At 63.7% G+C, this 25762-nt stretch carries 31 protein-coding genes; 15 read left to right on the forward strand and 16 right to left on the reverse strand.

Features of this window, described 5'->3' with window-relative positions; all coding sequences use genetic code 11:
• Positions 1 to 2 precede the first annotated feature (2 nt).
• A complete protein-coding gene (locus tag QM588_RS00245) occupies positions 3 to 1034 on the reverse strand; it encodes an amidohydrolase family protein (RefSeq protein ID WP_283310813.1) in 1032 nt (343 codons plus the stop codon).
• Positions 1035 to 1149: 115 nt separating this feature from the next.
• Here QM588_RS00245 and QM588_RS00250 point away from each other — a divergent pair, with 115 nt between their 5' ends.
• Positions 1150 to 1533 (forward strand): DUF5313 family protein, encoded by a 384-nt coding sequence (locus QM588_RS00250; RefSeq protein WP_283310814.1) that lies wholly within the window; start codon positions 1150 to 1152, stop codon positions 1531 to 1533.
• 24 nt (positions 1534 to 1557) lie between these two features.
• Positions 1558 to 2037, forward strand: a complete 480-nt coding sequence (gene rraA / locus QM588_RS00255) for a ribonuclease E activity regulator RraA (RefSeq protein ID WP_283310815.1) — start codon at positions 1558 to 1560, stop codon at positions 2035 to 2037.
• A 63-nt stretch (positions 2038 to 2100) separates the two neighbouring features.
• On the opposite strand, the gene QM588_RS00260 is transcribed toward rraA, so the two are convergent.
• Entirely contained in the window at positions 2101 to 2940 is an 840-nt protein-coding gene (locus tag QM588_RS00260) for an alpha/beta fold hydrolase (RefSeq protein WP_283311757.1), read from the reverse strand.
• Between the two features lie 103 nt (positions 2941 to 3043).
• On the opposite strand from QM588_RS00260, the gene QM588_RS00265 reads away from it, so the two are divergent.
• The 3 genes from QM588_RS00265 to QM588_RS00275 all read left to right on the forward strand — a co-directional run bounded on the left by QM588_RS00265 (position 3044) and on the right by QM588_RS00275 (position 5188).
• Entirely contained in the window at positions 3044 to 3607 is a 564-nt protein-coding gene (locus tag QM588_RS00265; protein ID WP_283310816.1) for a TetR/AcrR family transcriptional regulator, read from the forward strand.
• Positions 3604 to 3975 (forward strand): glyoxalase superfamily protein, encoded by a 372-nt coding sequence (locus QM588_RS00270; protein ID WP_283310817.1) that lies wholly within the window; start codon positions 3604 to 3606, stop codon positions 3973 to 3975. Before QM588_RS00265 ends, QM588_RS00270 begins: the two co-directional genes overlap by 4 nt.
• Positions 3976 to 4039: 64 nt before the next feature.
• Complete coding sequence (locus QM588_RS00275) at positions 4040 to 5188, forward strand: serine hydrolase domain-containing protein (protein ID WP_283310818.1); 1149 nt, start codon at positions 4040 to 4042, stop codon at positions 5186 to 5188.
• On the opposite strand, the gene QM588_RS00280 is transcribed toward QM588_RS00275, so the two are convergent.
• Positions 5189 to 6100: an aminotransferase class IV gene (locus QM588_RS00280; protein WP_283310819.1), complete on the reverse strand. Its 912-nt coding sequence runs from the start codon at positions 6098 to 6100 to the stop codon at positions 5189 to 5191.
• Between the two features lie 64 nt (positions 6101 to 6164).
• On the opposite strand from QM588_RS00280, the gene QM588_RS00285 reads away from it, so the two are divergent.
• A complete protein-coding gene (locus QM588_RS00285) occupies positions 6165 to 7139 on the forward strand; it encodes an aldo/keto reductase (protein ID WP_283310820.1) in 975 nt (324 codons plus the stop codon).
• On the forward strand, positions 7126 to 7578 hold the full coding sequence (locus tag QM588_RS00290; protein ID WP_283310821.1) for a GNAT family N-acetyltransferase: 453 nt from the start codon (positions 7126 to 7128) through the stop codon (positions 7576 to 7578). Before QM588_RS00285 ends, QM588_RS00290 begins: the two co-directional genes overlap by 14 nt.
• On the opposite strand, the gene QM588_RS00295 is transcribed toward QM588_RS00290, so the two are convergent.
• Positions 7560 to 7799, reverse strand: a complete 240-nt coding sequence (locus QM588_RS00295) for a PLDc N-terminal domain-containing protein (RefSeq protein ID WP_283310822.1) — start codon at positions 7797 to 7799, stop codon at positions 7560 to 7562. The genes QM588_RS00290 and QM588_RS00295 overlap by 19 nt on opposite strands.
• Positions 7800 to 7863: 64 nt before the next feature.
• Here QM588_RS00295 and QM588_RS00300 point away from each other — a divergent pair, with 64 nt between their 5' ends.
• The 3 genes from QM588_RS00300 to QM588_RS00310 all read left to right on the forward strand — a co-directional run bounded on the left by QM588_RS00300 (position 7864) and on the right by QM588_RS00310 (position 10650).
• A complete protein-coding gene (locus tag QM588_RS00300) occupies positions 7864 to 8865 on the forward strand; it encodes a hypothetical protein (RefSeq protein ID WP_283310823.1) in 1002 nt (333 codons plus the stop codon).
• Positions 8866 to 9759: 894 nt separating this feature from the next.
• Entirely contained in the window at positions 9760 to 10416 is a 657-nt protein-coding gene (locus QM588_RS00305) for a hypothetical protein (protein WP_283310824.1), read from the forward strand.
• A 36-nt stretch (positions 10417 to 10452) separates the two neighbouring features.
• Positions 10453 to 10650, forward strand: coding sequence for a PLD nuclease N-terminal domain-containing protein (locus tag QM588_RS00310; protein ID WP_283310825.1), 198 nt, complete (start codon positions 10453 to 10455; stop codon positions 10648 to 10650).
• A 4-nt stretch (positions 10651 to 10654) separates the two neighbouring features.
• Here QM588_RS00310 and QM588_RS00315 read toward each other — a convergent pair whose 3' ends face one another.
• From QM588_RS00315 to QM588_RS25765, 3 genes are all read right to left on the reverse strand, one after another.
• Positions 10655 to 11011, reverse strand: a complete 357-nt coding sequence (locus QM588_RS00315; RefSeq protein WP_283310826.1) for a hypothetical protein — start codon at positions 11009 to 11011, stop codon at positions 10655 to 10657.
• A 117-nt stretch (positions 11012 to 11128) separates the two neighbouring features.
• Positions 11129 to 12172: an HNH endonuclease signature motif containing protein gene (locus tag QM588_RS25760; RefSeq protein WP_283310827.1), complete on the reverse strand. Its 1044-nt coding sequence runs from the start codon at positions 12170 to 12172 to the stop codon at positions 11129 to 11131.
• Positions 12169 to 12951 carry a DUF222 domain-containing protein gene (locus tag QM588_RS25765; RefSeq protein WP_283310828.1) on the reverse strand — a complete coding sequence of 261 codons (783 nt, stop codon included), beginning with the start codon at positions 12949 to 12951 and terminating at the stop codon, positions 12169 to 12171. Before QM588_RS25765 ends, QM588_RS25760 begins: the two co-directional genes overlap by 4 nt.
• Before the next feature lie 183 nt (positions 12952 to 13134).
• Here QM588_RS25765 and QM588_RS00330 point away from each other — a divergent pair, with 183 nt between their 5' ends.
• Positions 13135 to 13719 carry a hypothetical protein gene (locus QM588_RS00330; protein WP_283310829.1) on the forward strand — a complete coding sequence of 195 codons (585 nt, stop codon included), beginning with the start codon at positions 13135 to 13137 and terminating at the stop codon, positions 13717 to 13719.
• Positions 13716 to 14306 (forward strand): hypothetical protein, encoded by a 591-nt coding sequence (locus QM588_RS00335; RefSeq protein WP_283310830.1) that lies wholly within the window; start codon positions 13716 to 13718, stop codon positions 14304 to 14306. Before QM588_RS00330 ends, QM588_RS00335 begins: the two co-directional genes overlap by 4 nt.
• A 34-nt stretch (positions 14307 to 14340) precedes the next feature.
• On the opposite strand, the gene fmdA is transcribed toward QM588_RS00335, so the two are convergent.
• Positions 14341 to 15594: a formamidase gene (fmdA, locus tag QM588_RS00340; RefSeq protein ID WP_283310831.1), complete on the reverse strand. Its 1254-nt coding sequence runs from the start codon at positions 15592 to 15594 to the stop codon at positions 14341 to 14343.
• 86 nt (positions 15595 to 15680) lie between these two features.
• Between fmdA and QM588_RS00345 the strand changes: the two genes are divergently transcribed.
• Both QM588_RS00345 and QM588_RS00350 read left to right on the forward strand, forming a co-directional pair.
• Complete coding sequence (locus tag QM588_RS00345; RefSeq protein WP_283310832.1) at positions 15681 to 16022, forward strand: FmdB family zinc ribbon protein; 342 nt, start codon at positions 15681 to 15683, stop codon at positions 16020 to 16022.
• Positions 16023 to 16064: 42 nt separating this feature from the next.
• Positions 16065 to 17285, forward strand: a complete 1221-nt coding sequence (locus tag QM588_RS00350) for an FAD-binding domain-containing protein (RefSeq protein WP_283310833.1) — start codon at positions 16065 to 16067, stop codon at positions 17283 to 17285.
• Between the two features lie 6 nt (positions 17286 to 17291).
• Here the strand turns inward: QM588_RS00350 and QM588_RS00355 are convergent, their stop codons facing one another.
• The 4 genes from QM588_RS00355 to QM588_RS00375 all read right to left on the reverse strand — a co-directional run bounded on the left by QM588_RS00355 (position 17292) and on the right by QM588_RS00375 (position 21184).
• Positions 17292 to 18068, reverse strand: a complete 777-nt coding sequence (locus tag QM588_RS00355) for a DUF4097 family beta strand repeat-containing protein (protein WP_283310834.1) — start codon at positions 18066 to 18068, stop codon at positions 17292 to 17294.
• Positions 18065 to 18721 carry a response regulator transcription factor gene (locus tag QM588_RS00360; protein WP_283310835.1) on the reverse strand — a complete coding sequence of 219 codons (657 nt, stop codon included), beginning with the start codon at positions 18719 to 18721 and terminating at the stop codon, positions 18065 to 18067. Before QM588_RS00360 ends, QM588_RS00355 begins: the two co-directional genes overlap by 4 nt.
• Entirely contained in the window at positions 18712 to 19986 is a 1275-nt protein-coding gene (locus tag QM588_RS00365; RefSeq protein WP_283310836.1) for a sensor histidine kinase, read from the reverse strand. The genes QM588_RS00360 and QM588_RS00365 overlap by 10 nt, the downstream gene beginning before the upstream one ends.
• Positions 19987 to 20350: 364 nt before the next feature.
• Positions 20351 to 21184, reverse strand: a complete 834-nt coding sequence (locus QM588_RS00375) for a MerR family transcriptional regulator (protein ID WP_283310838.1) — start codon at positions 21182 to 21184, stop codon at positions 20351 to 20353.
• A 379-nt stretch (positions 21185 to 21563) separates the two neighbouring features.
• On the opposite strand from QM588_RS00375, the gene QM588_RS00380 reads away from it, so the two are divergent.
• Positions 21564 to 22214, forward strand: coding sequence for a cutinase family protein (locus QM588_RS00380; protein ID WP_283310839.1), 651 nt, complete (start codon positions 21564 to 21566; stop codon positions 22212 to 22214).
• A 6-nt stretch (positions 22215 to 22220) separates the two neighbouring features.
• Here QM588_RS00380 and galK read toward each other — a convergent pair whose 3' ends face one another.
• From galK to QM588_RS00400, 4 genes are read right to left on the reverse strand one after another with little or no spacing between them, the layout of a single operon-like run.
• Positions 22221 to 23387 carry a galactokinase gene (gene galK / locus QM588_RS00385; RefSeq protein WP_283310840.1) on the reverse strand — a complete coding sequence of 389 codons (1167 nt, stop codon included), beginning with the start codon at positions 23385 to 23387 and terminating at the stop codon, positions 22221 to 22223.
• Entirely contained in the window at positions 23384 to 24499 is a 1116-nt protein-coding gene (galT, locus tag QM588_RS00390) for a galactose-1-phosphate uridylyltransferase (RefSeq protein ID WP_283311758.1), read from the reverse strand. Before galT ends, galK begins: the two co-directional genes overlap by 4 nt.
• Before the next feature lie 23 nt (positions 24500 to 24522).
• On the reverse strand, positions 24523 to 25368 hold the full coding sequence (locus tag QM588_RS00395; protein WP_283310841.1) for a DeoR/GlpR family DNA-binding transcription regulator: 846 nt from the start codon (positions 25366 to 25368) through the stop codon (positions 24523 to 24525).
• A gap of 60 nt (positions 25369 to 25428) precedes the next feature.
• A complete protein-coding gene (locus QM588_RS00400) occupies positions 25429 to 25704 on the reverse strand; it encodes a YrhK family protein (RefSeq protein ID WP_283310842.1) in 276 nt (91 codons plus the stop codon).
• Positions 25705 to 25762: the final 58 nt, after the last annotated feature.

Here is a 25762-nt window from a genome sequence, read left to right on the forward strand (position 1 = left end):
GATCAGAGATTCAGCAGACGGCGGGCATTGTCGGATGTGACGGCGCGCCAGTTCTCGAGCCCACCGTCCGCGGCTCCCGCGTCGAGCGAGCGCAGCTGCTCCTGCACCGCAACGATCGGGGTGAAGCAGAAGTCACTGCCGTAGACCAGACGATCGGGCCCGACCGCCGACAGCAACGTCGGTAGCTGCCGAGGAACCGGCGTACCGGCGAGGTCGAACCACAAGCGCTGCAGTACATCCGGCGTAGTCGGTGTTCCCAGACCCACCTGCGTCCGGAAGAAGTCGACCCGATCCGCCAACAGCGGGAGCACCCCGCCGCCGTGGGTGAACACCCAGCGGATGTGAGGGAACCGGTCGACCACGCCCAGCAGAATCAAGTCGACGACGGTTCGCGCTGTGTCGAAAAGGAATTCGACCATCGGAGCCGGCCGGCTCAGTGATACCGCAGCTACATTCGGCGGCGAGGTCGGGTGCACGAAGACCACCGCCGACCGCGCATCGAGCGCCGCGAGCAACGGTGCCAGCACCGCGTTGCCCAGATACATACCGCCGGCGTTCGACATGACGGCGACCCCGTCGGCACCGAGCTCATCGAGAGCCCGAACGGCCTCGACCGTCGAGTCGACGACGTTCGGAAGCGGCAGCGAGGCGAAAAAGCCCAGGCGCGGCTGCCCGGCGCCCGTGGCCGCCCCGAAATCGTTGACGCGGCGCGCCAAGTCGGCGGCTTCGGCGTCGTCCCCGAAGTGCACCCCAGGGCTCGACACGGACAGGATCGCACTGTCGATCCCGCACCGGTCCATCATCTGCAGATGCTCGGTCACCGACCAGGACGGCCACTTCGGCATGCCGTCGGGAAAGACGATGCCGGCCGCGAGCGCGTCGCGCAGATAGAAGTCGGGGACCATGTGCGAGTGCACGTCCACCACTCCCCCGGCGGCAGGCTTCGGTGACGCCGACGCGGTCGCTGCGGACAAGGCGACTCCCGAGAGCGTGGCTGCACCGAGCGCGCCGAGCAAGGTTCTGCGGTCGATCACGGTCTACGTCCTTGTCGTCGACACCACCCGGTCCGAACTGACGCTATCGTCACATATGAGATTATCCGCAGTCAACGGTGACTTGTACCAACCCACGTAGGACTAGCATTGCGCGATGACGACCGAACGTACGAAGCCCAGTCCTGTGCAATTCGTGGGGTACTCGTTCGGTCGGGTCCTGCCCCCGTCGATGCAGGATTGGGTCCGAAACGACCTCGTCGGCAACGGTGCCCAGGTGCGCTACCTGGCCCGATTCACTGTCCCCGTCATCCCGTTGCTGTTGCTGTTCCTACTCATTCCCGGCCCGCTGTGGATGTCGCTGGCCATGATGGCGTTGCTGTTCATTCCGCTGGTGTACTTCGCGATAGCGCTGATGAACGTCTATCGGCGCCACCGGTTGCTCATTCACGGCCTCGACCCCCAGTTGATCAACGCCAAAGCGCAGAGCCGCGTCGACCGCACCCGGGACGACTACGAGCGACGTCACGGCCGCGGCTGACGATCGGACGTTAGTCTTCTGCGCATGACTTCACCTGTGGAATTCAAAGCAACCGCTGATCTGGCCGACGAGATCGGTCCCGACATCCGCAGCTGCGACACCCAGTTCACACAGTTCGGCAAGCACACCGAGTTCGCCGGACCCATCACCACCATCCGCTGCTTCCAGGACAATCTGCTGGTCAAGCAGACGTTGAGCGAGCCCGGCAACGGCGGCGTCCTCGTGGTCGACGGCGATGCCAGCATCCACACCGCGCTGGTCGGCGACATCATCGCCGGGCGGGGCGTCGACAACGGCTGGGCAGGCGTCATCGTCAACGGCGCTGTACGGGACTCGGCGATTCTGCGCACCCTCGATATCGGCGTCAAGGCGCTGGGAACGAACCCACGCAAGAGCACGCAGACGGGATCCGGCGAGAAGAACGTGCCGGTGACGTTCGGCGGCGTCACCTTCACCCCCGGCGAGATCGTCTACAGCGATCACGACGGAGTGGTCGCGGTCTGATCCGACCAGAAAGGGACGGCCACGGTGCCGTCCCTTTCTGTTGCGTCTCGTACGACGTCGGTACTACTTCACGAACGCGAGGAGCGCGTCGTTCACTTCCTGGAAGTGCGTCCACAGCAGCCCGTGGGGTGCGCCCTCGACCTCGACGTACGTCGCCTCGGGCAACGCCTCGTGGAACGGGCGGCCGGTCGAATCGATCGGCAAGATGTTGTCGGCCGTGCCGTGCAGGATCAGCGTCGGCTTGCCCGACGCGCGGACCTTCTCGACGTCTCCGCGAAAGTCTTCGAGCCAGGTGGGCACGACGGCGTAGGCCGCGACGGGCGCGCTGGCGGTTGCGGTGTTCCAGCTGGCGCGCACGGTGGCCTCGCTGATGCGGCTGCCGAGGTTCTCGTCGAGGTTGTAGAAGTCCTTGTAGAAGTTCTCGAACCAGGTGAAACGATCCTCGCGCGCTGCGGTCTCGATGCCGTCGAACACCGACTGCGGAACGCCGGTCGGGTTGTCCTCGGTCTGTAGCAGGAACGGCTCGAGCGAGGCGAGAAACGCGAACTTGGCGACGCGATCGGTGCCGTACTTCGCGGCATACCGAGCCAATTCACCTGTGCCCATGGAGAATCCGACCAGGATGACATCGCGTAGGTCGAGCTCGGTGAGCACCTTGTCCAGGTCTGCAGCGAAGGTGTCGTAGTCGTAGCCGACGGTGGGCTTGCTCGATTGCCCGAATCCACGGCGGTCATAGGTGATGACGCGGTAGCCGGCGTCGAGCAGCGCACGCGACTGACGCTCCCAGGAGTTCCCGTCGAGCGGGTAGCCGTGGATGAGCACGACCGGTTGGCCGGTGCCGTGATCCTCGTAGTAGACCTCGACGGGGGTGGAGTTCTCGGTTCCGACGTTGATGTACGCCATGATCCTGCCTTCCTGTGTCCTGAGCATCGAGCGAGAGAACGGTCGTTCTCTGCGTGTGTGGACTACTGTAGAGAACGTTGGTTCTCTCGGCAAGGGGTAAGCGATGACCAGTACGGAAATCGGACGGGCACAGGTGGTGAACGCCGCGGACGAACTGTTCTATGCGCGCGGCATCCAGGCAGTCGGTATGGACGAGTTGCGCACCGCAGCGGGAATCTCCCTCAAACGCATGTACACGCTGTTTCCGTCCAAGACGGCCATCGTGGCCGAGGTCCTCCGCGGCCGCACTGCCCAGTGGAACGACGGGATCCGCGCCGAAGCGGACCGACACGACACGCCCCGCGGAAAGCTGCTGTCCATCTTCGACTTCCTGGATCGATGGTTCCGAGAGGACGACTTTCGCGGGTGCGCGTTCATCAACTCCTTCGGTGAGCTGGGTGCCACGATGCCCGAGGTCGCCGACGCCGCGCAGCAGCACAAGAAGAGCTTCATCGAGTACGTCACCGGACTGGCCGTCGACGCCGGATGCGAGCCGACCGTCGGGCTGCAGATCGCTTTGCTCGCCGAGGGTGCGCAAACCACTGCGGCCATCACTGAACTGGCCGAATCTGCCACGGCAGCAAAGACTGCGGCCGAGATCCTGTTGAATTCGAGCGCAGGACGATGACCTCGACATTCGGCCCGGCCGTCCCCATTCTGCGCATCTTCGACGACGTCGAAGCGCGTTCGTTCTACCTGGACTATCTCGGCTTCTCGGTCGAGTGGGAGCACCGATTCGAGCCGGATCTGCCGCTCTACATTCGCATTTCACGCGGAGACTGCATCCTGGATCTGTCCCAGCACTACGGCGACGGCACCCCGGGAACGTCCGTCTGGATACCGATCGCGGATGTCACGTCCTTCAATGCCGAACTCCTGCAGAAGAAGAACCCACGCAGCCGACCCGGAATCGATCACGATGCACCGGGTGGTCCGACCATGACAGTGACAGACCCGTTCTCGAACAACCTCCGCTTCTGCCAGGTCGATCGCTGACTCATCGAAAATCACTGACATTTGACACTGAAATCCTTCGCAGGGTGGCGATAGCGTCGAAGACATGAGCAAGCTACGAGTCCTCGCCGCCCTCACCGTCTCGACGTCCTTGCTGGTCAGCGGATGCACGTCATCTGACGAGCCGTCAGCCGTCGAAACGACCACCACGACGCCCCCGAGCGGAACCATCAGGACCGACGACGTCCAGGCAGCCTTGGACGCCCTGGTCGACGCCGGGTCCGTCGCCGCTGTCGCGCAGGTACGCGACGGTGAGGATTCCTGGTCAGGAGCGGCCGGTTCGGTCGAGCGCGGTGGCACCGAGCCTGCGTCCGCCGACGATCCGGTCCGTATCGCCAGCGTCACCAAGGCGATGGTTGCCGCCGTGGTGCTGCAGCTCGTGGACGAAGGCAAAGTGCAACTCGATCAGCCGGTCGACGAGATGCTGCCCGGCCTACTTCCCAAGCCTGTGACCGTTCGCCAGCTGCTCGATCACACCAGTGGGATACCTGATTACCTGGTGGGGTTCGATTCTGCCGAGCAGATCGCCGCGCGCGCAAACGATGCAGTCACCGACGACGAACTGATCGCACAGGCGTTGGCTATGCCGTGGACAAGTGAACCCGGTCAGGGGTTCAGCTACTCGAACACCAATTACGTGCTGCTGGGAAAGATTGCGGCAGATCTCGATGGACAGTCGGTCGGACAGTCGTTGCAGGACAGGATTTTCGACCCATTACAGATGACCGACACCACCTACCCCACCGATGCCGTCATCGCTGACGATGCACTGCACGGCTACGTGTTGGAGAACGGAACCTACACCGACGTCACCGAATACGACGCCAGCGTCTGGTCCTCCGGTGCCGCTGTCATCTCCACCGTCGCGGACGTGAACACGTTCTTCCGTGGATTGTTCGACGGCACCCTGCTTCCGCAGAATTTGGTCGACGAGATGCAGGTGGTCAGCCCCTCCGGCTACGGCCTCGGACTGCTTCTCGGCGGCGACGCGTGCAATCCAGGATCGGGCGAGCTGGTGTTCGGTAACCGCGGCAACGGGTTCGGTTACCGCACCTTTCAGTTCTCCAGCCCCGACGGGGAGCGTCAGGTATCGCTGGCTTGGACTACAGCAGCTCCGAATCCCGCCGCAGACCCACTCGAGCAGCCCGCCACGGAAGCACTGATCGCCGGACTCGCGTCGACCTGCCCCGCGTAGCTACAGCACACTCACCCAACCGTGCACCTCGTCGTTCGTGAGTGCAGCCTGGTGACGCTTGCGCAGAGTGAGCGTCACCGGGCCGGTCTCCCTGGTTCCTATTGCGCGGCCGTCGATTTCGTACACCGGAGCCACTCCCGCCGAGGTACCGCATACGAACACCTCGTCGGCGATGTACAACTCGGTGAGGTCGACGGTGCGCTCCTGAACCGTCAGCCCTTCTTCGCGCGCCAAGGTCAGGAGCGTTCGACGGTTGATCCCATCGAGAATGTCGCTGGTGACGTCGGGGGTGACGAGCACTCCGTTTCGGACGAGGAAGATGTTCGCGGCACTGAGTTCGCAGACGTGGCCGTTGATGTCGAGGAAGATGCAGTCGTCGAACCCACTGTCGATGGCATCCTGTTTCGCCAGAACGGAATTGACGTACGCTCCGTTCACCTTCGCGCGAGAGGGAATCGCATAGTCGGGGATGCGACGCCACACACTGGTCTTCAATCGCATACCGTCCTGCGGCACAATGGGATTGGCAGCGTAGAGGAAGATCGACACCGTGGTGTGCAGCCCCCGCACCCGGGTTCCAGGGATCGACTCGTCCACATGGACGGTGGCTCGAACGTAGACCTCGGTCGTCGGGGCATTGGCGGCAACCACGTCCCGTGTCGCTTGCACGAATCGCTCGAACGTCCACTCCGCCGCAAAGGTGTCGATACCGATGATCTTGCAGGACTCGACGAGGCGCTGATAGTGATCGAGCAACCGGAACGCGGTACGCCGATCACCGTCCACCTGCACCGGAAAGACGGTGTAGACACTGAGCCCGTACAGGACGGCCGAGGTGGCGACCCCGAGCGTCGCGTCCTTCGCATCGACCAGTCTGTCGCCGAAATACACCTTCGAGTGCGGGAGTGCCATGCGGCGATGCTAGTCGCCCGGTGAGTCCAAGCGACAACGCTTTTACTTCTCTAGGGTCGAGTACATGAGCGAACGCACAGTACCGACACGCACACTCTGGAACGACGGCCCCGAGGTGGGTGCCATCGGCTTGGGCTGCATGGGAATGACCTGGGCATACAAGGCAGACGACCAAACGGAGTCCCCCGATCGCGTCATCGGGCACGCCTTGGACCTGGGTGTGAACTTCATCGACACGGCCGACGTCTACGGCCCGTTCACCAACGAGGAAGTCGTCGGCGCAGCCATCGGCAGTCGGCGCGACGAGGTGGTGCTCGCGACCAAGGGCGGATTGACCTCCCACATCGGCGACGCCGGAGAGCCGGTCATTTCGGGCCCCAACGGCAAGCCCGAGCACCTGCGTTCGGCAATCGACGACTCGCTGCGTCGACTGGGCGTCGACCACATCGATCTGTATTACCTGCACCGTCCCGATCCTGAGGTCGACGTCGAAGACAGCATCGGCGCGATGGCCGAGGCCGTACAGGCCGGAAAGGTTCGTGCACTGGGTGTTTCGGAGTTCACCGTCGAGCAGCTCGATCGTGCCCAGCAGGTGCATCCGATATCCGCCGTGCAGTCGGAGTTGTCGTTGTGGACACGCGACCACCTGGTGACCTCGTTGACATGGACGAAGGACAACGGTGCCGCCTTCGTGCCGTTCTCGCCGCTGGGCCGAGGGTTTCTGACGGGCAACTTTCGCGGAACCACACCCGCTGCAGATGATTTCCGCTCTCGACTGCCGCGTTTCAGTCAAGACAACCTCGATGCGAACCTCGTCATCGTCGACGCCATCGCGGCCATCGCCGCGGAACTCGACGCGACTCCGGCGCAGGTGGCCCTGGCATGGGTGCTGGCCCAGGGAGAGCACGTCGTGCCGATTCCCGGCACTCGTCGCACCTCCCGGCTCGACGAGAATGCCGGTGCCGCTTCGCTCACTCTGAGCTCCGAGCACCTCGCCGCGCTCGACGCGTTGCCTGAGCCCGCTGGTGGCCGCTATTGAGATAGCGCAGGTCGATCCGTCGACAAATCGATTGTCGGCCGAGAAGATCCTCGCGGTACAGAAGAGTGCTTACGCGGTCGAGGCCGAGCTCATCGGCGACGACCGCATCCCGCTGCTGCACGAGTCGGTGGACGATCTGTGTGCAGCACAGGTCCACTGGCTCGTCGCGCGTGATCTGGACGAAATCCTCGGTGCCGCAGCGTGGTCCGGTTCGGAAATCGACCGTCTGGTGGTGGCTCCACACGCACATCGCCAGGGCATCGGTCGCGGTTTGGCTACCGCGGTGCTGAATTGCATTGCCGGAGAACGTGTGCTGGTGGCTACCGGGCGAGACAATGCCCCGGCCCGTCGCCTGTACGAGTCCCTCGGCTTCGCGCACACCGAGAATCAGCAGGTCCTGCCGGGGTTGTGGCTGGCCCGTTACGAACTCGTGCGCTGATCGGTATCGGAGTCGCGCGGACGAGCGACGAACCATATCAGCGCGCCGGAAATCGGCATGATCAACCCGAGCAGACACCACCAGAACGCGGACCCCCGACGAGCCTGGTTGCTACGGAGGATCGAAATCCAGGCAATGGCTACGAGGCCCAGCCAGAGAAGAATTGCAGCAATCCATGCGAGATCGAACGCCAGCGGCACGGTGGGATTGGTGCCGTCCATGATTACCCTTCCCTTCGCGTCGAATAGCCCGCCTGCCGATCTTGCTCGGCGTTAGGCTGCGACCATGACCGCCTGGATCGAAGTGCTCACGGCCATGACCACGAAATCGACCATACCGATGCGGGGCACCATCGAGGAGATCCACGAAGCAGGCAGTCCCGAGTCCTTCCGTCACGGATTCACCAACAGTGGCACGCCGCCCGTACTGATCGCACCCGAAGACAGCTGTCGGGTATGGCGATCCGGGCGCAAGACGCGCGTCGAACGTCTCGACGGCAATCCCATCTTCATCAGCGACGGCACGCGGGCCTGGGACTTCACAGGCCCGGCCGACCGACCACGCGTCGGTCCCCTGGGCAGGGTGTTGTATCTGGGGCCGAGCCAATTCTTACTGCAGCAACGCAGCACCGCCGAATGGACCGGAAACGAATTCGCGCAACCGATCGGGGCGGTGGAGACGGTCGAGTTCGCAGGCCGCCGGTGTTGGACGGTTCGACTGGCTCCGCCAGAGGACAAACCTTATCCGCTTCGCATCTGGGTCGACGTCGAATCCGGGTTCATCCTGGGCGACCGCATCGACGAGGCCGGATTCGGCTCGCAATTCGTCGAACTCACTGTCGGCGAACCGATCGACGATGCAGTATTCGTCTGGGACGGGCCCGCGTACACCGGCGAGGAGTATCAGAAGATGCTCGAGGACGAGTCGAGAGCGCTGCGACACACGCACGCGCAGTGGTTCAGGGACGAGGTGGCGTCGACACCGTTGATCGTGCGCGCACCACTGGATTTCACGCCGGATTACGTGCATATTGCAGAGTCCGGCGATGGAGGCTTCGATACCAGCAATCGGAGAACACTGTTGGGACGGCGCCCCCGCAGCGACGAGGGATGGGCACCGAAGTGGGCAGTGACGCACAATGTTTGGTCCACTCCGGACTGGGATTGGGCGGCCGGGGCAACAGACGGACAGCTCGACGATCCCGCAGTCCTCGAACTGCAGCAGTCGTTACATCCCGGGGAGCCGGTGGACCGTGGTCGGAGAATCGCCGGACGCGATGGCGGGTAGCCTCACCCCCCATGACCTCGCGGAAAGGCGCATGAGCGGCCATCGCACGCTTGTCGTGCACATCTCGGCATCGGTGATCGGTGACGGTGAGATCGACTCGCCCCGTGTGGGTTCGGCGCTGACCGGCCCCCTGAGGTTCGTCGAGCTACCCGATACCGAACCGGAGGTCGTCACGATATCGGCGAGCCTCGAACCGTCCGGGCGGGAGCCAATCCGGCAATACACGGGACCGAAATCTCCTCGGCGCTGGGAATGGACCGGACTGCTTCGCGGCGACGGCTGGACTGCGTCATGGCGTGGATTCACCCCCAGGACTGGGCAAGTCGAGTTGACCGGACGCTTCTACGGCGTTTTCGGGTATGACACCGAGGGACGCTTCCGCGGTCGCGTGTCCCGAGTTCAACTGGTGTCGGAGCGCTACCAGTTGATTCCCGGCGAGGGTTGGGTCGTATGCCCTGGTCACCGTGCCACTCGCGACGTGGAGGAAGTCCGTCGAATCTTCGGCCACGAGTCGATGCGCGAGGACGGTGGCCCCGTCGACCAGGAGAACAGCGTCATGATCGATCTCGATCTCGACGACGTTCCGCCTCTACCGACCCGCCCGAGCATCGTGCCGGGAGACGTGGCCGCTGGCGGCGGCGTCACCTGGGTTCTCGACGCGGAATTGCCGCTGGTAGTCAGCATCGATTCGGAAGGTATTGCTGCCGAACATGTTCTACCGGCCAGGGTCGGTGGTTCGCGTTCCGTCTGGGCCACCGAAGCAGGGTGCTGGGTCGGCGGAATGGACGGAATGTTCTGGATTTGCCTCGGTCAGGACGCAGTTCGGGTCGATACCCTGCCCGCGCTCATCGGATCCGTCAACGGGGGCTGTTGCTCGTCTGTGCCGGAGCGGCAATGTGGCGTCTGTACACACCGGGTTCGGATTCGACGGCCGTCGCGGCTGTCGCGGGCCACGTCAATTCCATTGCTGTGGAACGTGATGGTTGGGTCGTCTGCGTTCAGCCTCCCGCGGAATCAGTGGTGCGCCTGGTTCGGGTGTCAGGGACGGGGCATTCGACCATCGGACCCGTCATTCCGCAGCTACCGCGCGGCCACGGAAATCCTTATCTTGCGGGCGATCCACTTCGTCTGGTCCGAGGAGTCGACGTTGCATTCGTCGAACCGGACCTCACCATTCGCGACGACGGTGAACAGCTGGGGCGCAGCCAGTTTCACGGTGGTCAGCTCGGTCACTTTGCGTGGTCGATCGGGCATCCACCCGACGGCACTTCATCAGCGGGGTGGTGGCCGCTCTCTGGCCCGGTCACCTACGAACGAGGCGAACAGTTCTGGTTGTTCACCATCTATGACGCGACGACCTTGACGCCACTGACGAGCGTTCCCGTGATCGCGACCAGCCCGAGCGTCGCGATCGACGACGTAGGTCGGATTCTGGTCATCGCGCGTGGGATCCAAGTACTTCGACACGACGATCCGGTGCTGCGATGGCCCGTGGAGCTTGATATCTCAGCAATGCTCGACGATTCGATGTCGGGCGAACAGCAGAGGTGACCGCAGGTTGCCGCAGAGGAGGCTAGCTTTACGGGCATGACTTCTGCCGGCGGCGCGATTGCCTTGGCGCTCTTCGGCATGGCTCTCGTGTCGATCGTCCGTGACACCCGCACCGGCTGGCTCATCAAGCTGGCGTGGGTAGTGGTGGCAGTGATCCTGCCCATCGTCGGTCCCATCCTGTGGTTCGCAATCGGGAAGCGCTATCCGTACGGGGTGAACGGCGGCAACAGCTGAGGGTTCAGTGTCCAGTCGCATTGCGTAGGTCGATGTTCACCAGATGGCTCACTTGGTCGCGGAGCCATTCGACGGTCTGCGGGTCGGGCGCGGGCGCGTGGGCCAACAGTGTCCAGCGCAGACGAGTTTCTGGAGTCAGGTCGAACTGCAACAGGACGTCGGGGACACTCGGCCACGGCGAGCTCCACACCACGCGGTCGAACTCGCTGCTCTCGACGATCCGCGGCAGAGCGGCACCCTCGAACATGACCGGCCAGGCGAACCCTTGGTTCTTCGGATGCACATCTGGGCGCATCAGTGCCTTCCATACGAAGAAGACCGGCGGCGACAACTCCGCAGTCCTGCTCCCGAGAACCATCATCGACCCACCGCACGCAGGTCCCGACTCGGGAGCCTTCTATTTTTCGCGCACGACCGGTATGGCGGCTGCCATGTACCGACGACAGGCAGAGCTGTGCCCTGACGCTTGTGTAGGTCGTCACGCGGGTTGTCGAGGTTCCTCGTCGCCGTTGTCGCCTGTGTAGTCGTGTTGGTCGGGTGGGTACAGCACTTCCTCGGGGTGGTGTGCGTGGTTGATCAGCCCGCGGCGTATGGGGTCCATCCCTGTTGGTGGATGCCACAGGGTTCGGCCCGGATAGCGATGTCCTGCTGTGGTTTTGGTGGTTGCCCACTTTCCGGGGCCGGTGCCGACGAGTGCGTGGTGCATGTCGCATCCGAAGGTGAGGGAGTCGATGTCGGTGGGTCCGCCCTCGACCCAGTCGTCGAGGTGGTGGGCTTGGCACCAGGTCGCGGGGCGGGTGCAGGAGGGGAAGCTGCAGCCGCGGTCGCGGGCGATGAGGACGATGCGTTGGTCGGCGGAGGCGATGCGTTTGGATCGACCGAGGTACAGGGCTCTGCCGTTGTCGTCGAAGATGGTCAGGTAGTGGTGGGCGTGGGAGGACATGCGGATGGCGTCGCGGATCGAGACGCGGGATCCGGTGGCGGTCATGGCGTAACCGCAGCCTGATTCGAGGTCTTTGAGGGTCATGGTGACGATGGCGGTGACGGGCAGTCCGCGGTGGGTGCCGAGCGTCCCGGAAGCAAGGGTGTGCCGGAGCGCCATCTTCAGGGCATCATGACGGCGTTCGTTCTGGGTGCGCAGATCCCACGCGGCGGCAGCATCACGTATATCTGCTGCTTCGTCTGAGTCTGCAGCGCCGTCGGAAGCAGCTGCGTCCTTGGGTGCCGCTGCGTCCTTGGGTGCGGCTGCGTCCTTGGGTGCCGCTGCGCCGTCGGGCCCTGTGCCGCAACCACAGTCGACACCGTCGCAGTCGTCATCGTCGCAGTCGACACCGTCACCGCAGTCGTAGTTCGTCTCATCCCACAAGCCCGCATCACTGGACCCGGCATGGCCCGGAAAGGGCTCGGGCGGCGGCGTAGTAGCGCTGCCGCTCCCGCCGTTGCCATCACCGCCGGCCTCGTCTTTGTCGTAGTCACGTTCATCCTCGTGGACGATCGATGTCGGGTCGGCAGGATTGTTCACTCCCGGCTTCGCTGCTTGGAGAACAGGGCTTCGAGGTAGGCCCGCAACTCGGAGTCGACGCAGAACTTTCCTTCCGACATTCCGTCGGCACCCTGCTCGCCGAGGTAGAAGAACGCATCGCGCCGTTTCCGCGGCCTCGGCTTCGCGTTCTTGTCTTCGTCTTCGTCGAAGTCGCCGTCGGGGTCGAGGATCGAGTCCAGGTGCGCCACCAGTGGTGCGAAGTCGTCGGGCCGCCTCGTCGAGGCGAGACCCACCAATTGCTGTTCGGCGAGGTCCCGCGTCTGCGGATCGACACTCGACGGCAGGTGCCGGAAGAACTCACGGATCATCTGCACATGCTGGGCATCGAGCAATCCCGCCCGCACCGCTCCAGCGGTGCGCGGCAACAAGGGAGGCAGAACTTCGCCGGACAGTGCGGTGCGGTCACCCAATTCGGCCGCCAGACGTACTCGCGCCCCGGCAGCGCGTGGGGTGATTCGCAGCATCCACGCTACCGAGCACGGCACCGATCCCGGATACACATCGAGCCCGTGTTGCGAGATCAGCTCGTTGAGCCAGGTGTGCGAGTACGCAGTCACAGACCGCGACAGAGCTTCCATGCGTTGGATCACCGCCCGTCGGTCGGCATTCGTCCACGACACCGACGCTCGTTCGGCCAACTGGGCGACCGCCGACTCCGCCGCATGGACCAGTGCCGACAGTTCGGGGTCGGACACCTCAGGGGCAGGCGGCACCGTTTCGATGCCGTCCACCCCTGATCCGCCGTCCCCCGAAAGCATGGACAGAATCTACCGCGACCCACCGACAACTATTCGAACACACGTTCCTATCCGACTTTGTCGCCTCAGACCGCGGTGACGACTGGCACCACTTCATAGGCCAGCTCCGGTAGTCCGGTCCACCTCATGGATCGGTAACGTCGCACTAGCGCAAGCCCGGTATCGACTCAGGAAGGGCACACCATGACCGTGCGACCATCCAGCGATCCCACTGCCGCCGACTGGCTCGTCCACGCTGATCGAGATTGGTGGGACCTCGCCACCAGAGGCCCACTGGGGTACGAGAGCTACGCGCGTCTCCGGTTCATCCCGGATCCGACGAACGCGGATCTGCGTGAGGGCGATGCCGACGTTCCATACGACGAGCGTTCGGAGACAGACCAATTGGCGTTCGTCGTTGCGACGCTGGCCAAACACACGACGACACCAGCGGACTGCCACTTTTGCGTGTGGGAGGGGTGGGGTGGTCTCGAGGCTCACGGGGCCGCGCGAATCAACCTTCCCGAGCGGGAAGCGTTCCTGTTCCGAGGACCTGCGCTGGACCTGCTGAACTGGGAGCAGGCGCTCAATCCCCCGGGTCCCGATGGTCTGCCGATTCCCTCGTTCGTCTGGCCCGCCGACCGCGCCTGGTGCATCGCCAACGACGTCGACCCACACTTCGCCACCATCGGTGCCAGCTCGTCCGCGATAAAGGACGTTCTCGCCGACCGTCGAGTCGACACGGTCATCGACGACCCTGCCAGCCCACAACCCTGGTACAGCCATTGAACACCGACGGCGCAGAATGGTCGAATACTGATCTGCAGCAGGATGTCTCGGAAGCAGACTGGGTAAACGACAGTCTGCAGGTCGTCGCCAACACCACGGTGGGCTCGCTGGTCCCCACTGTGTTCGACGCCTATGCCCGCATTCCGTATCCCGCGCGCAACGGCACGCCACACCGTACGACGCCGGCGAAACCCGTTGCAGCCTTGCACGTTCAGCTGACATCGATCATCGAGGTACTCGCTCGTAGCACGAACACACCGGACGATTGCTTCTTCGCTATCTGGGAAGGCAACACGGCACTCGACGACATGCGCGTGATGGCACCGACCGCAGTAATCGCCGGCTACAACTATTTCCTGTTGAGGGGTCCGATCGAACGCGCAACGGACACCCTCGGAGGATTGTCTCCGAATCTGTGGTGGCCCGCCGACCACGCGTGGTGCATGGTTCAGCACTTCGATTTCCCCGCTGCGTATTTCGGAGGCACTACGGATGCCGTCGCGGACCTTGTGACGCTCACCGACATCGAGTCGAGGCAAGTCCGCGTCGACCAGATCATCACTGCAGCCTACGACGAGACCGATTAGCCCCCGCCAACAAATCTCGGTAACCGACGCTACGTCAGAACTGCGCCCGAGGTGCTCCCATTCCCGGGTCGATTTGGAACGGTCCGCTGGGGGACGGCGCTATCGGGAAGTCGAAGATTGCGGTGGGGATGTACACGGTGGCACAGGAGTTGGGGATGTCGACCACCCCGGACAGGCGTCCTTCGATCGGTGCCGATCCCAGCAGCAGGTACGCCTGCTCGGGGCTGTAGCCGAACTTGGTGAGGTAGTCGATCGCGTGCATGCAGGCGTTTTGGTAGGACAGGTCGGAGTCCAGATACTTCTGCTCACCGTCGACGGTCACCGAAATACCTGAGAAGGCAATCCATTCCGAGTACTGCGGTGCGGTGTTGCCTGGCATGAAGATCGCGTTTTCGCTCACCCCGTACGTTTCCATGCCGCCCTTGATCAGGTCGACGTGCAGGTCCATGAAACCGCCCATTTCGATGGCACCACAGAAGGTGATCTCGCCGTCACCCTGCGAGAAGTGCAAGTCTCCGAACGACAACTTCGCCCCCGGTACGAACACCGGATAGAAGACGCGAGTGCCCTTGGTGAGATTCTTGATGTCCTGATTGCCACCGTTCTCTCGTGGCGGTGCCGTACGTGCGGCTTCGCCTGCGACACGCGAGAACTCGTCGCCGCTCAACGATCCCAAAATTGCCCCGTCGAGTTCGGGTGCCAAAGCCAGTGGCGGAACACGATGGGGATCGGTGGCGATCAGAGCACCTTCACGGGCGTTCCACTTCGCCAGCAGAGCAGCCGACGGCGCGGTTCCCATCAGGCCGGGATGGGTGATTCCGGTGTACTTCACGTGCGGAACGTGGCGAGATGTGGTGGTCTGGCCGGAAAAGTCCCAGATCGCCTTGTACGCATCGGGGAATCGATCGGTGAGGAATCCGCCGCCGTTCTGCTTGGCGAAGATCCCCGTATATCCCCAGCCCTGACCGGCGAGCGGACCCGAATCTTCCTGGGGGATCGGACCGACGTCGAGAATATCGACGATCAGCAGGTCCCCGGGCTCGGCTCCCTCGATATGGAACGGCCCGGACAACGTGTGCACGTTGTTGAGCGGCGCATTCAGAATGTCCTCGGCGGAGTCGTCGTTGTGGATGGCCCCGTCGAACCATTCGCGGCAGTGCGCCCGAAACGACGTGCCGGGTTTCACTGTGACCGCGGCCGGGATGTCGGGATGCCATCGGTTGTGACCGACGATCTCCTGTTCGGTGAAACTCTTCGTCGAGTCGAGCGGAAACAGCAGTTCGGGCACGAGGCACCTCCGGTTGCGCGGATTCTCCTCCCTCGATCATTGCACCGTCGTGGTGGATCCGGCCGCATATGACATGTAAATGTTGTATGACGTTGCGCCGGAACGCCACTGACACGACACCTCGCGCTACCCTCGTATGTGTGCCCACCTACAGCTTTCGCTGCACACAGCGTTGCGAACCCGTCGAGCAGAGATTTTCCATGGCCGATGTCCCCTCCCAGGTGACGTGCCCGGAGTGCGGCGAGAGCGCTGCACGCCAAATTTCGTCTCCTGCCCTCGGTAGAGGAAACAGCGCTGCGATGAAGGCGCACGACGCCTCGCGCGCCACCGCCGATTCACCGACCGTGGTCACCTCCATCCCACAGCAGGGGCGGGCGTCGAGCCCGACGACGTCGAACCCGCTCCACCGCCGCCTGCCACGTCCCTGATATCGGCGTTTCTCTTTCGTGCCGACGGGGAAGTCCGGGTCCATGTCCCAGCTCCCCGCTCCCCCGTCGATCGCCGACGGCTTCACCACCGACGACGTCGCTTCCTGGGTTGCCGAGCATCTGGGCGACCTGACGCTCGAGGGGCCGGACAACATAGCTCCGGGTGGCATTCGCGGCGGCCAATCGGCGGCCGATGCCGCGCTGGCGAGCTTGGACATCACCGGGTACGCCCGCGACCGCAGCACTGTCCTTCCTGCGAATCGCCGGGGAGCCAGTCGAATGTCGCCCTACATCCGACACGGTCTGCTCACCCTCCGTGAGGTGTGGGACGCCGTCGCGGACGCCCCGGCGCGCGATCGCACGCGCTACCGTGACGAGCTCATGTGGCAGGAGTACGCACGCCATCTCTACGCCCGGGTCGGTACCGATCTGGGGCAATCTCTGCGCCGTGAGCAGCCGCGTCCGCGGAACTGGACTTCCGAACCCTGGCCCGACGAGATGAACTGCATGTCCACGGTAGTGGGCGAATTGCACAGTGATGGTTGGCTTGTCAATCAGACACGCATGTGGTTGTCATCCCAATGGGCTGTGCGTGCCGGCGCGTCATGGCGCGAGGGCGAGGACGAGATGTTCACCCACTTGCTCGACGGCTCACGGGCGGCCAACCGCCTCGGCTGGCAGTGGACCGTCGGCACCGGAAGCGGCAAGGTCTACGGATTCAGCCGGTGGCAGGTGAACAAGCGCGCACCTTCCCTGTGCCGCAACTGCGCGCTGAAGGATGCGTGCCCCATCGAGAATTGGCCCGACGACGACCTCGGACCGGCAGTCGACGGCCCGGATCTGAACAAGGCACCGGTACCCGCGGGCCCCGTGCACGTGGAAGGCGATGGTGCAGAACAGGTCTGGCTGACCGCCGAATCGCTCGGCACTACAGACCCCGCCATGGCTGCGAATCCCGAGCGACCTGCCGTCTTCGTGTTCGACGAACCACTCCTGCGCAAGCTTCGGCTGTCCGGAAAGCGACTGGTGTTCCTCGCCGAGACCCTCGGCGAGATCGCGTCGACCCGGCCGTTGGAGGTACGCCGCGGCCGAGTAGCCGATGAGCTTTCCGGACGGTCTCTGGCCGCCACCTGGGCACCCGTTCCCGGCTTTTCACGAATCGCCGACGCCATCGCCCCGGTCGAATTGCATCCATGGCCCTGGCTGACGCGTCCCACCACATCCTCGGTCCGATCGTTCAGTGCATGGCGGCGCAGCCACTGACGTGCACTAACGTGCCCGCACCGTGATCTGCCCTTCCTCGCTGGTAGCGGAGACCGTCTTCGGCGACCTCGGGTCGTTCACCACGTCGACGACGACGTCGCCTTTCTCGGATGCAGCGTCGACGGCATAGAAGTCGGCGGGAGGAAGGCCGATCGTCGTGTCACCGATAACGTTGCGCGTCTTCACCGATTCCGGTGCAGTGCGCGATTCGACGGTGATCTCACCGAACGTCGTGCTCACGTCCACGATGGACGCAGTTGCATCGCTGATCTTCACGTCGCCGAACCGAGTGTCGACCCGGATGGCTCCTGCCGATCCACGAGCGAACACCGATCCCGACGCGGTGGATACGGTCGCGTCTGCATCGACATCCCACAGCACGACGTCACCGCCCGCCCCGTTCACTGCGAGGGTCAGACCTGCCGGTATCTGCAATTCGACGTCGGCGTCGCATGATCCGTATTTGTCGTACGTGCATTCCACCGCTACCGTCGAGCCGTCAGCTTCGACATCGACTGTGGGGCTGTCTCCTCGGTAGATACCGTGCGCTCGAACATGCAGCGAATCATCGGGACTGGGCACGAACTTCAGGTGCGCAAACCCGGTAGTCACGGTCAGCTGCGAGCCGTCGATCGCGTGATCTACCGAATAGTCGTAGTTCTGCGTTTTCGGAACGGAGAAGCCGAGCGCGATTGCCGCAGTTGTGCCGGCTCCGGCCGCACCGACCACGACCGCCGCGGTGGTGATCGCCAACGTGTAGCGCAACAATGGAATTCGATTCATCGAATAGCTCCCAGGTATCGTAGGACTGCCATGACCCGGCGGTGATCCGCACTGTCACCGAGCAATCCGAGTTTGGCGAAGATGTTTCCGATGTGCTTCTCGACGGCTGCTTGACCGACGACCAGAGCGGCTGCGATGCCGGCATTGGACTTGCCTTCGGCCATGGCCGTCAACACATCCCGCTCTCGCGGTGTCAGCGAGTCAAGTGGATCCGATCGTGGTGCTCGCGCCAGAATCTGTTGCACCACTTCGGGATCGATGACGGTTCCGCCATTGGCGACCGTCTTCACCGCGTCGGAGAATTCGTCCACATCGGCGACGCGATCCTTCAACAGATATCCGACGCCGTCCGTACTCTGCCGAATCAGTTCTGCCGCGTACCTTTCCTCCACGTACTGCGAGAGCACCAGTACTCCGACATCGGGCCAGCGCTCACGAATCACCAGTGCCGCTCGCAGACCCTCGTCGAGAAATGTCGGGGGCATCCGCACGTCGATGACGCAGACGTCGGGCACGGGCTCGGTAGCCGACATCAGCGTCAACAGCTGCGCCGCGTCACCTACTTTTCCGATCACCTCGGCACCCGAGTCGACCAACAAACGCGCAACACCCTCACGTAGCAATACCGAGTCGTCGGCAATGATCACTCGCACGGGATGGTCACCTCCACTCGTGTCGGGCCGCCGGACGGCGATGTCACCGTCAGGGTTCCGTCGATTCCGCTGAGCCTGTCGGCCAACCCGGCCAATCCGCCGCCGGGCTCGAGATGTGCACCGCCGCAACCGTCGTCGACCACGGTGACGGCGACAGAGGACTCGCCGCGAACGACGTCCACCTGCACGTTTCCGGCGTGGGCGTGCTTGCCGACGTTGGTCAAGGCCTCGGATACCACGAAGTACACCGTCGACTCGGCGGTGGCGTTCGGACGACGCTCGCCGGTGAGGGCCGGGTCGATGGCGATCGTCACCGGAACCGTCGACAACGCCGCGACCGACGACAGTGCCGCGTCGAGTCCACGATCGGTCAGGATCGGGGGATGCAGCCCGCGCGTCAACGTTCGGATCTCCCCGATCGCGTTCTTCGCCTCCCGATGTGCATCGTCGAGCAGCCCTTTCAACACCACGTCGTCGGTAGCCGAGGCGCGAGACTTCGCTTGCCCCAGTGACATTGCTACCGAGACCAGCCGTTGTTGGGCACCATCGTGCAGGTCTCTTTCGATGCGTCGCCGCTCGGCATCGGCAGCGTCGACGACGCGAGCGCGGCTCACTGTCAGTTCGCTCACCCGTTTGCTCGACTCGGACTGCCCGAGAAGTGCTGCAGCGCTCCACCAATCGAGCTTGGCGATCAGGGTCGTCAGGGGCGGCACGCCGGCAACCAAGACCACGAGAGCTGCCACACCGATCACCGCAACCAGCGGGAAGTCCACTCGTTCGGCTATCTCCAGCCCGGTGCCCTCGGGATCGGTGATCAACCACGCGATGGGGGCGGCAGCCAGAACGGGAAGTGCCAGGAACAGCGCAGGCAGCAAGAACAGCAGCGCGGCCGAGATCGGAATACGAATGATCCAGTAGACGAGCGACTTCCACAGTCCGACGTCACGGACGCACCACACCAACTTCTGCCAGCTGGTCGGATAGACGATGGTGTCGGGCTTGGAGATCTCGATGCCACTGGTGAGGTCTATGCCCGCTCGCGCCGCGATGTCCAGCCAACGGAGGACCACGATCGTGAGCACGAAGACGAGCACACCGCTGAGGGCGAACGGCAATGCGAACACCGCGAGCAGGAGCAGACCTACGATCAGCCAACCGCCCAGTCCGGCGAACGTCGTCGCCAACAGCGACGCCATTGCCAACCACCACTGCTGCGAAATCCACGCCCTGAGGGGATTGAAGGGAATCGGTAATGCCTGGTTCATGCGGATGAGCCTAAGTGGGCAGTTGCCGGGGCGTCCTCACTGCGAACCCACGAGGTGAGGTAGGGCCAGCCCTACCCTCGGCGCGTGAGCCCACGCGAGTTCGCGCAGCTCAGGCGTCGAACACGCCCTTTGCTTCCCGAACTTGTCGGTACCCGGTGATATCAAGGAAGTACACGACGACAGAAAGGGTTCCCATGTCCGCCAGTGTCGATACCTGCCACGGAACACTCGTGATCCACGCAGTCGGTAGTGCGGAATGCACGGAACCCGATTGCATGGATCTCGAGTACGTTCGCCACTTCCTGGTGCTCGAGTGCGAGGAGATCACCGGCGGCTGCCAGTGCACGGCGCTGGTTGAGCTCGCTCAGGCGTCCTGACGCCGGACGACCGGCTGCTGCAGTTCCGTCACCCAGTTCTCCTGCGGCGCAGGCTCGGAGACCAGGTAGTACTCGCGGCAGATGCCGGAGAGCTCGTAACCGTTGGCGTCGATCCAGGCCATGAACTGCTCCCAGGTCTCCCCGATCGTCGCCATCGAGCCGTGGTGCACGGTCGTCAGCGCGAGATCGACCGCGGGTAGCTCGGCGACGTCGTAGTCCACGCCTGCATCGACGTCGGGGGCGATCTCGAACGCGGCGTGCACCGTGATGCCGGTGCCGTCACCGTCGTCGACGGCCTCGTACAGGGCGATCGACGACGGTCCGAATTCGACTCCGTCTCGTGCCAGAGACGACGCGAGCCGGGCGTACATCGGACCGATCACCGGGCCGATGTTCTGTGGCCCGTAACCGGCAGCATTCTCGGTGACGACGGCGACTCGGGTGGCCGGCAGCGACTTGGTGTCCACGGTGACCATCGAATCTTCTCCCTCTACGGCGCGGAGGCGCGCATCGATCCGACGCAGTCGGGCGGCATCGAGATCGAGTCGATGGGCGACGTCTTCACGTTTGGCGACGAGCATCCGACGCAATCGGTCTTCGCTGACCTGCGCATGCACGATCTGCTTCACCTCGTCGAGCCGAAATCCCAGGTCCTTGAACATCAGGATGCGGCCCAACTCCTCGAACTGTTTACCGTCGTACGACCGATATCCGGTGAACGGATCCACCCGTGCCGGCGTCAACAGCCCGATCTCGTCGTAATGCCGAAGCATGCGAACCGAAACCCGGCCGATCGATGCGAACTCTCCGATACTGAACATGACCCTCCGAGACTGCCGTCTCACACTGTGTGAGGGTCAAGTATCGCGCGCCGTGCGGTGGCTCGACCCGTTCTGTGCGCACCGATCAACCGATTTCGCCGGTCGTCGCATCGATCGAGTGCGCTCCCTGATGGTCACGAAAAATTCGGACCAGGCCATTCGCCAGGTCTACGGCACCCCAGCGGTCACCGTAGCGCAACAGACGTTGAGAAACCAGGCTCGGCGTCGAATTCTCGAGACGCCGCGAGACGGCCTCCCGGACCCGCCTCGATAACCGACCGGGCGTCTGTAATCAAATGTTGAACGACCCTGTGAATGCGACGTCGCAGCGGTTATGGTTCGTTTCGATGCTCCTGCCCCGAACCCACAAGGACTCGCCATGAAGAGACGCCTGATCGCCTATTCCGTTGCTGCACTTGCTATCTCCGCCACCGCAGTGGCGCTTCCCACCGGAGTGGCGTCGGCCGCGCCGTGTTCGGATGTGGACGTCTCGTTCGCTCGCGGCACCGGGGAACTTCCCGGCCTCGGCATCACGGGTACTCCCTTTGTGAACAGCGTCAAATCGCAACTCTCGGATCGCTCGGTCAGCACGTACGCCGTGAACTACGCCGCCGACTTCACCCAGGCCAGCGCCGGACCCGGATCTCGCGACCTCGTGGCTCATCTCAATTCCGTTGCGGCATCGTGCCCGTCGACGAAATTCGTGATCGGCGGTTACTCGCAGGGGGCCACCGTGGTCACCAACGCAGTCGGTCTGCGCACTCCCAGCAGCTTCACCGGTGCCGTCATCCCGGCCGCGATCGCCGACCGTATCGAGGCCGTTGTGGTGTTCGGCAACCCATTCGGGCTCACCGGCAGGAAGATCGAAACAGCCAGCAGCACATACGGTTCACGCACCAACAGCTTCTGCAACTTCGGCGACCCGGTGTGCCAGATCGGCGGCTTCAACACCTTCGCTCACCTGACCTACGGCACCAACGGCTCGACGACGCAGGGTGCCTCGTTCGCGGCAGCTCAGGTACGCAGCTGATTCGACTCACCGAAATCGGTGCGCGGGCCCCGATGGTTCTGCGGATAGAAAAGTCGGTTCCGGTAGCCCGGATCGCTCTGCGCTCGTACAGATTTCCTCAGCGACTGCATCGACCCGAGCTATCGGAACCAACGCAATGGCAGAACCCCCGAACCCCCCACCAGTCATACGGGCCCCGTATGCCCCGGCTCGCAGCGCAGCATCGACGGCGCTGTCCAACTCGGGGGAACTCACCTCGTAGTCATCTCGAAGCGAGACGTGTGACTCCGTCATCAGGTCGCCGAGTTCGGTACCGATGGCACCGGCGTCCAGCAACGCTACTGCCCGCTCGACTCGTCGTATCTCGCTGGTGACGTGACGAACTCGGGGAACGAGAGCCTGATCGGTAAGCCCCGATACCGCCCGCTCGGGGTCCAGTCCGCGCAGCGTCGGCACACCCAGCTCCAGGTAAGCGCGGTCGAGGGCGGCTCGGCGGGCACCGTACTGGCCGTCGACCAGACGGTGCGGAGCGTTGGTGTCGATCACCATGATGCGAGCACCCGACGCCGCGACGTCCAGTGGGATCTGCCGGGTCGACCCGTCGAGGCAGTCCAGAAGCAGGGCGTGTCCTCGTTCGGCAAGCATCGCGATGGCTTGATCCATTCCCCCGGTCGACGCGCCGGCCACATCGTTCTCGGCCCGAATGCTGGCGTCGATCAGTACCTTTCGATCGACGTTCAGATCGAACAGATCGCTCAGGGCCAAGGCGAACGAGCACTCGAGGGCCGCCGAACTCGACAGGCCCGAACCCACCGGTACCGAGGAATGCACGGCAACATTGACTCCGTCTATCCCGTGCTCCTGCAGCGCCCACGCGACGCCCGCCACGTACGCGGCCCAGCCCGACGGACTTCCCGGTCCGATGTCACCGAGTTGCCCCGTCCACGTCCGGTCCGTGTGCGTCGAGACCGCCCGCATCGTGGCATCCTCGTGCCGCCTGACAGCGACTGCAGTAGCGAAGGGCAGCGCGAACGGCAACACCAGACCTCCTGCGTAGTCGATGTGTTCGCCGATCAGGTTGACTCGCCCCGGTGCGATCCAGACACCGTCCGGCTCCCCGTCGAACGCGGTGTCGAACAGCTCCGAAGCACCGTCGGCGAGGCTCTGCTCGGATACGGCGCTCAACCAGTTCACACCAACACCTCACGCAATCTGTCTGCGATTCTCTCGGGAGTCGTGTCGTTGATCCATGCGCCCATCGCCGACTCGGATCCGGCGAGAAACTTCATCCGGCCCGGTGACCGCATCATCGAGAACAGCTGCAGGTGAAGACGTCCCAGCTCTCGATCGTCCCCGACGGGGGCCTGGTGCCACGCCGAAATGTAGGGCACCTCGTCCACGCCATCGAAGAATGCGTCGACGCCCCTCAGCAATGCGCGGTAGACGCCGGCCAGCTCGTCGCGCTCCGCGTCGTTCAGTTCGGCCAGATCTGCGACGTCGCGGCGCGGAGCAAGATGCACCTCGAGCGGCCAGCGTGACGCCGCAGGAACGTACGCCACCCAATGCTCGACATCCACGACTATCCGTCGACCCGAACGCAACTCGGCAGCGAGTACATCGGCCAGCAGAACCCGACCGGTGTTCTCGAAGTGCTTACGCGACTGCCTGATCAAAGCACCGGTACGCGGAGGAAGGTAGGGGTAGGCGTAGATCTGGCCGTGTGGATGAGTCAAGGTGACACCGATCTCCTTGCCACGATTTTCGAAGCAGAACACCTGTTTCACTCCATCGATCGCCGAGAGCTCCGTCGTCCGGTCTGCCCACACGTCGATGATCGTTCGCACCCTCGACAGTTCCAGCGAGACGAAAGATGCGTCGGGATCACTGGCGAAACAGACGACCTCACACCGACCGGTACCTGCCGCCAGCGGCCACAGCGGCTCACCGTCGACCGCTGCCGGAAGAGTCTGTTGCGCAGCACTTCCCGCCAATGACGGGAAGCGGTTCTCGAACACCACGACGTCGTAGTCCGAGGCCGGGATCTCGGTCGGCGGCCGGCGGGGACGGCTGGGGGCCAACGGGGACAGGTCGGCGGGAGGCAAGAACGTGCGATCCATCCGCTGGGCAGCCATGACGATCCACTCGCCGGTAAGCACGTCGAATCTCATCTGCGAGAGCGACATCGAGGGCGGCAGCGGCCGCGAGTCCACGAGCTCCCGGGTGTCACCACCGGAAAGGTAGGGCTCGGTGTCGTCGTAATAGATCAATTCTCGACCGTCGGCCAGTGTGGTCGAGGTCTTGCGCATGGGATGGGTGGTGTCCTGCGTGGTCATCGACTGCTCGCTTCCTGGGTGGTCGGCCGGGGTTCGGCGGGACCGGCTGCGACGACCACGTCATCGACGATGTCGGTCAGCGCGTCGCGAATACGTTCGGGCACATCGACATCGGTGACAATCACATCAACCTCCGACAACGCAGCGGTGGTTGCGAGGGCGCGAACACCCCATTTGGTGTGATCAGCGAGGACCGCGACGCGTCGAGCCGAGGCGACGAAGGCTTGATTGGTCTGTGCCTCCAGCAGATTGGGGCAGGTGAGGCCCGCATCGATGTCCACTCCATGCGTGCCGAGAAACAGAATGTCGACGTGCAGCGTCTGCAACGCGCCGACCGCCAACGGACCGACGAGTGCGTACGACGGGGTGCGTTGGCCTCCGGTGAGCAACACGGTGTGGTCTGCTCTACCGCCGGCATGAAGGACGTCGGCGACGGGCAAGGAGTTGGTCACCACGGTGATGTCGGGTATCCGAAGCAGTTCCCGCGCCAGCGCGTGTGTCGTCGTACCTCCGGAGATGCCGATGGTCGTTCCTGGCCGGATCAATCGTGCGGCGGCGCGGGCAATGGCGGCCTTGGCGTCACGGCTCTGCTCGGACTTCACCGGAAAACCCGGCTCGAACGCGCTCGCGGAACTCGGCGCGGTGATGCCGCCATGCACTCGCTCGACCAGGCCCTGGGCGACCAGTTCGTTGACGTCACGTCGAATGGTCATGTCGGACACCGACAGAGCAGTGCCCAACGCGGCCACCGTGACCGCTCCGTCGGACAGCACTCGGTCCAGGATCTTCTGCTGACGTTGATGGGCGAGCATCACACCGTCACCGATCCTGAGTCCATGCACACAACATTCACCAGATAACAACAAATGTCAACAATATCGAACAAGTGACCGTCGATGTGGTCAGAAGTCGTCGTCCCCCTCGGACGCGGTCTGTGCACGACCGATCCGCGTCAGATGGACCCGTCGCGCCAGTCGGATCACGGGACGGATGAGCAGTTCGATACTCCCGAGCAGGAAGAACCACGTACCGATCACCGTCGTGCTCTCCTGAAAGAAGAGGATGCTGCCGGCGATGAACCAGACCGCAACGAGAATGTCGTTGATGATGCTGACAACTTCCCACCGCTGGCGAATCACCAGTTCCTCGTGCCCGATGGTGAAGGTCAGGTCGTTCATGTCGGCTCCTTTGCACAACGTCGGTGTACCAACTCCGACTACCCGGATCACCGCGCTC

Source organism: Rhodococcus sp. IEGM 1354 (assembly GCF_030056855.1).
Classification (GTDB): Bacteria; Actinomycetota; Actinomycetes; order Mycobacteriales; family Mycobacteriaceae; genus Rhodococcoides.

Excerpts from the sequence above, each read along its gene's own strand:
- QM588_RS00375 (WP_283310838.1), bottom strand. The coding sequence starts at position 21,184 with ATGTTCAGTATCGGAGAGTTCGCATCGATCGGCCGGGTTTCGGTTCGC.
- QM588_RS00400 (WP_283310842.1), bottom strand. The coding sequence starts at position 25,704 with ATGAACGACCTGACCTTCACCATCGGGCACGAGGAACTGGTGATTCGC.
- QM588_RS00285 (WP_283310820.1), top strand. The coding sequence starts at position 6,165 with ATGAGCGAACGCACAGTACCGACACGCACACTCTGGAACGACGGCCCC.
- QM588_RS00280 (WP_283310819.1), bottom strand. The coding sequence starts at position 6,100 with ATGGCACTCCCGCACTCGAAGGTGTATTTCGGCGACAGACTGGTCGAT.
- QM588_RS00275 (WP_283310818.1), top strand. The coding sequence starts at position 4,040 with ATGAGCAAGCTACGAGTCCTCGCCGCCCTCACCGTCTCGACGTCCTTG.
- QM588_RS00365 (WP_283310836.1), bottom strand. The coding sequence starts at position 19,986 with ATGAACCAGGCATTACCGATTCCCTTCAATCCCCTCAGGGCGTGGATT.
- QM588_RS00380 (WP_283310839.1), top strand. The coding sequence starts at position 21,564 with ATGAAGAGACGCCTGATCGCCTATTCCGTTGCTGCACTTGCTATCTCC.
- QM588_RS00305 (WP_283310824.1), top strand. The coding sequence starts at position 9,760 with ATGTGGCGTCTGTACACACCGGGTTCGGATTCGACGGCCGTCGCGGCT.
- QM588_RS00265 (WP_283310816.1), top strand. The coding sequence starts at position 3,044 with ATGACCAGTACGGAAATCGGACGGGCACAGGTGGTGAACGCCGCGGAC.
- QM588_RS00330 (WP_283310829.1), top strand. The coding sequence starts at position 13,135 with ATGACCGTGCGACCATCCAGCGATCCCACTGCCGCCGACTGGCTCGTC.
- QM588_RS00315 (WP_283310826.1), bottom strand. The coding sequence starts at position 11,011 with ATGATGGTTCTCGGGAGCAGGACTGCGGAGTTGTCGCCGCCGGTCTTC.
- QM588_RS00300 (WP_283310823.1), top strand. The coding sequence starts at position 7,864 with ATGACCGCCTGGATCGAAGTGCTCACGGCCATGACCACGAAATCGACC.
- QM588_RS00355 (WP_283310834.1), bottom strand. The coding sequence starts at position 18,068 with ATGAATCGAATTCCATTGTTGCGCTACACGTTGGCGATCACCACCGCG.
- rraA (WP_283310815.1), top strand. The coding sequence starts at position 1,558 with ATGACTTCACCTGTGGAATTCAAAGCAACCGCTGATCTGGCCGACGAG.
- QM588_RS00310 (WP_283310825.1), top strand. The coding sequence starts at position 10,453 with ATGACTTCTGCCGGCGGCGCGATTGCCTTGGCGCTCTTCGGCATGGCT.
- QM588_RS00260 (WP_283311757.1), bottom strand. The coding sequence starts at position 2,940 with ATGGCGTACATCAACGTCGGAACCGAGAACTCCACCCCCGTCGAGGTC.
- QM588_RS00270 (WP_283310817.1), top strand. The coding sequence starts at position 3,604 with ATGACCTCGACATTCGGCCCGGCCGTCCCCATTCTGCGCATCTTCGAC.
- QM588_RS00345 (WP_283310832.1), top strand. The coding sequence starts at position 15,681 with ATGACGTTGCGCCGGAACGCCACTGACACGACACCTCGCGCTACCCTC.
- QM588_RS00350 (WP_283310833.1), top strand. The coding sequence starts at position 16,065 with ATGTCCCAGCTCCCCGCTCCCCCGTCGATCGCCGACGGCTTCACCACC.
- QM588_RS25765 (WP_283310828.1), bottom strand. The coding sequence starts at position 12,951 with ATGCTTTCGGGGGACGGCGGATCAGGGGTGGACGGCATCGAAACGGTG.
- galT (WP_283311758.1), bottom strand. The coding sequence starts at position 24,499 with ATGCGCAAGACCTCGACCACACTGGCCGACGGTCGAGAATTGATCTAT.
- QM588_RS00250 (WP_283310814.1), top strand. The coding sequence starts at position 1,150 with ATGACGACCGAACGTACGAAGCCCAGTCCTGTGCAATTCGTGGGGTAC.
- QM588_RS00295 (WP_283310822.1), bottom strand. The coding sequence starts at position 7,799 with ATGGACGGCACCAATCCCACCGTGCCGCTGGCGTTCGATCTCGCATGG.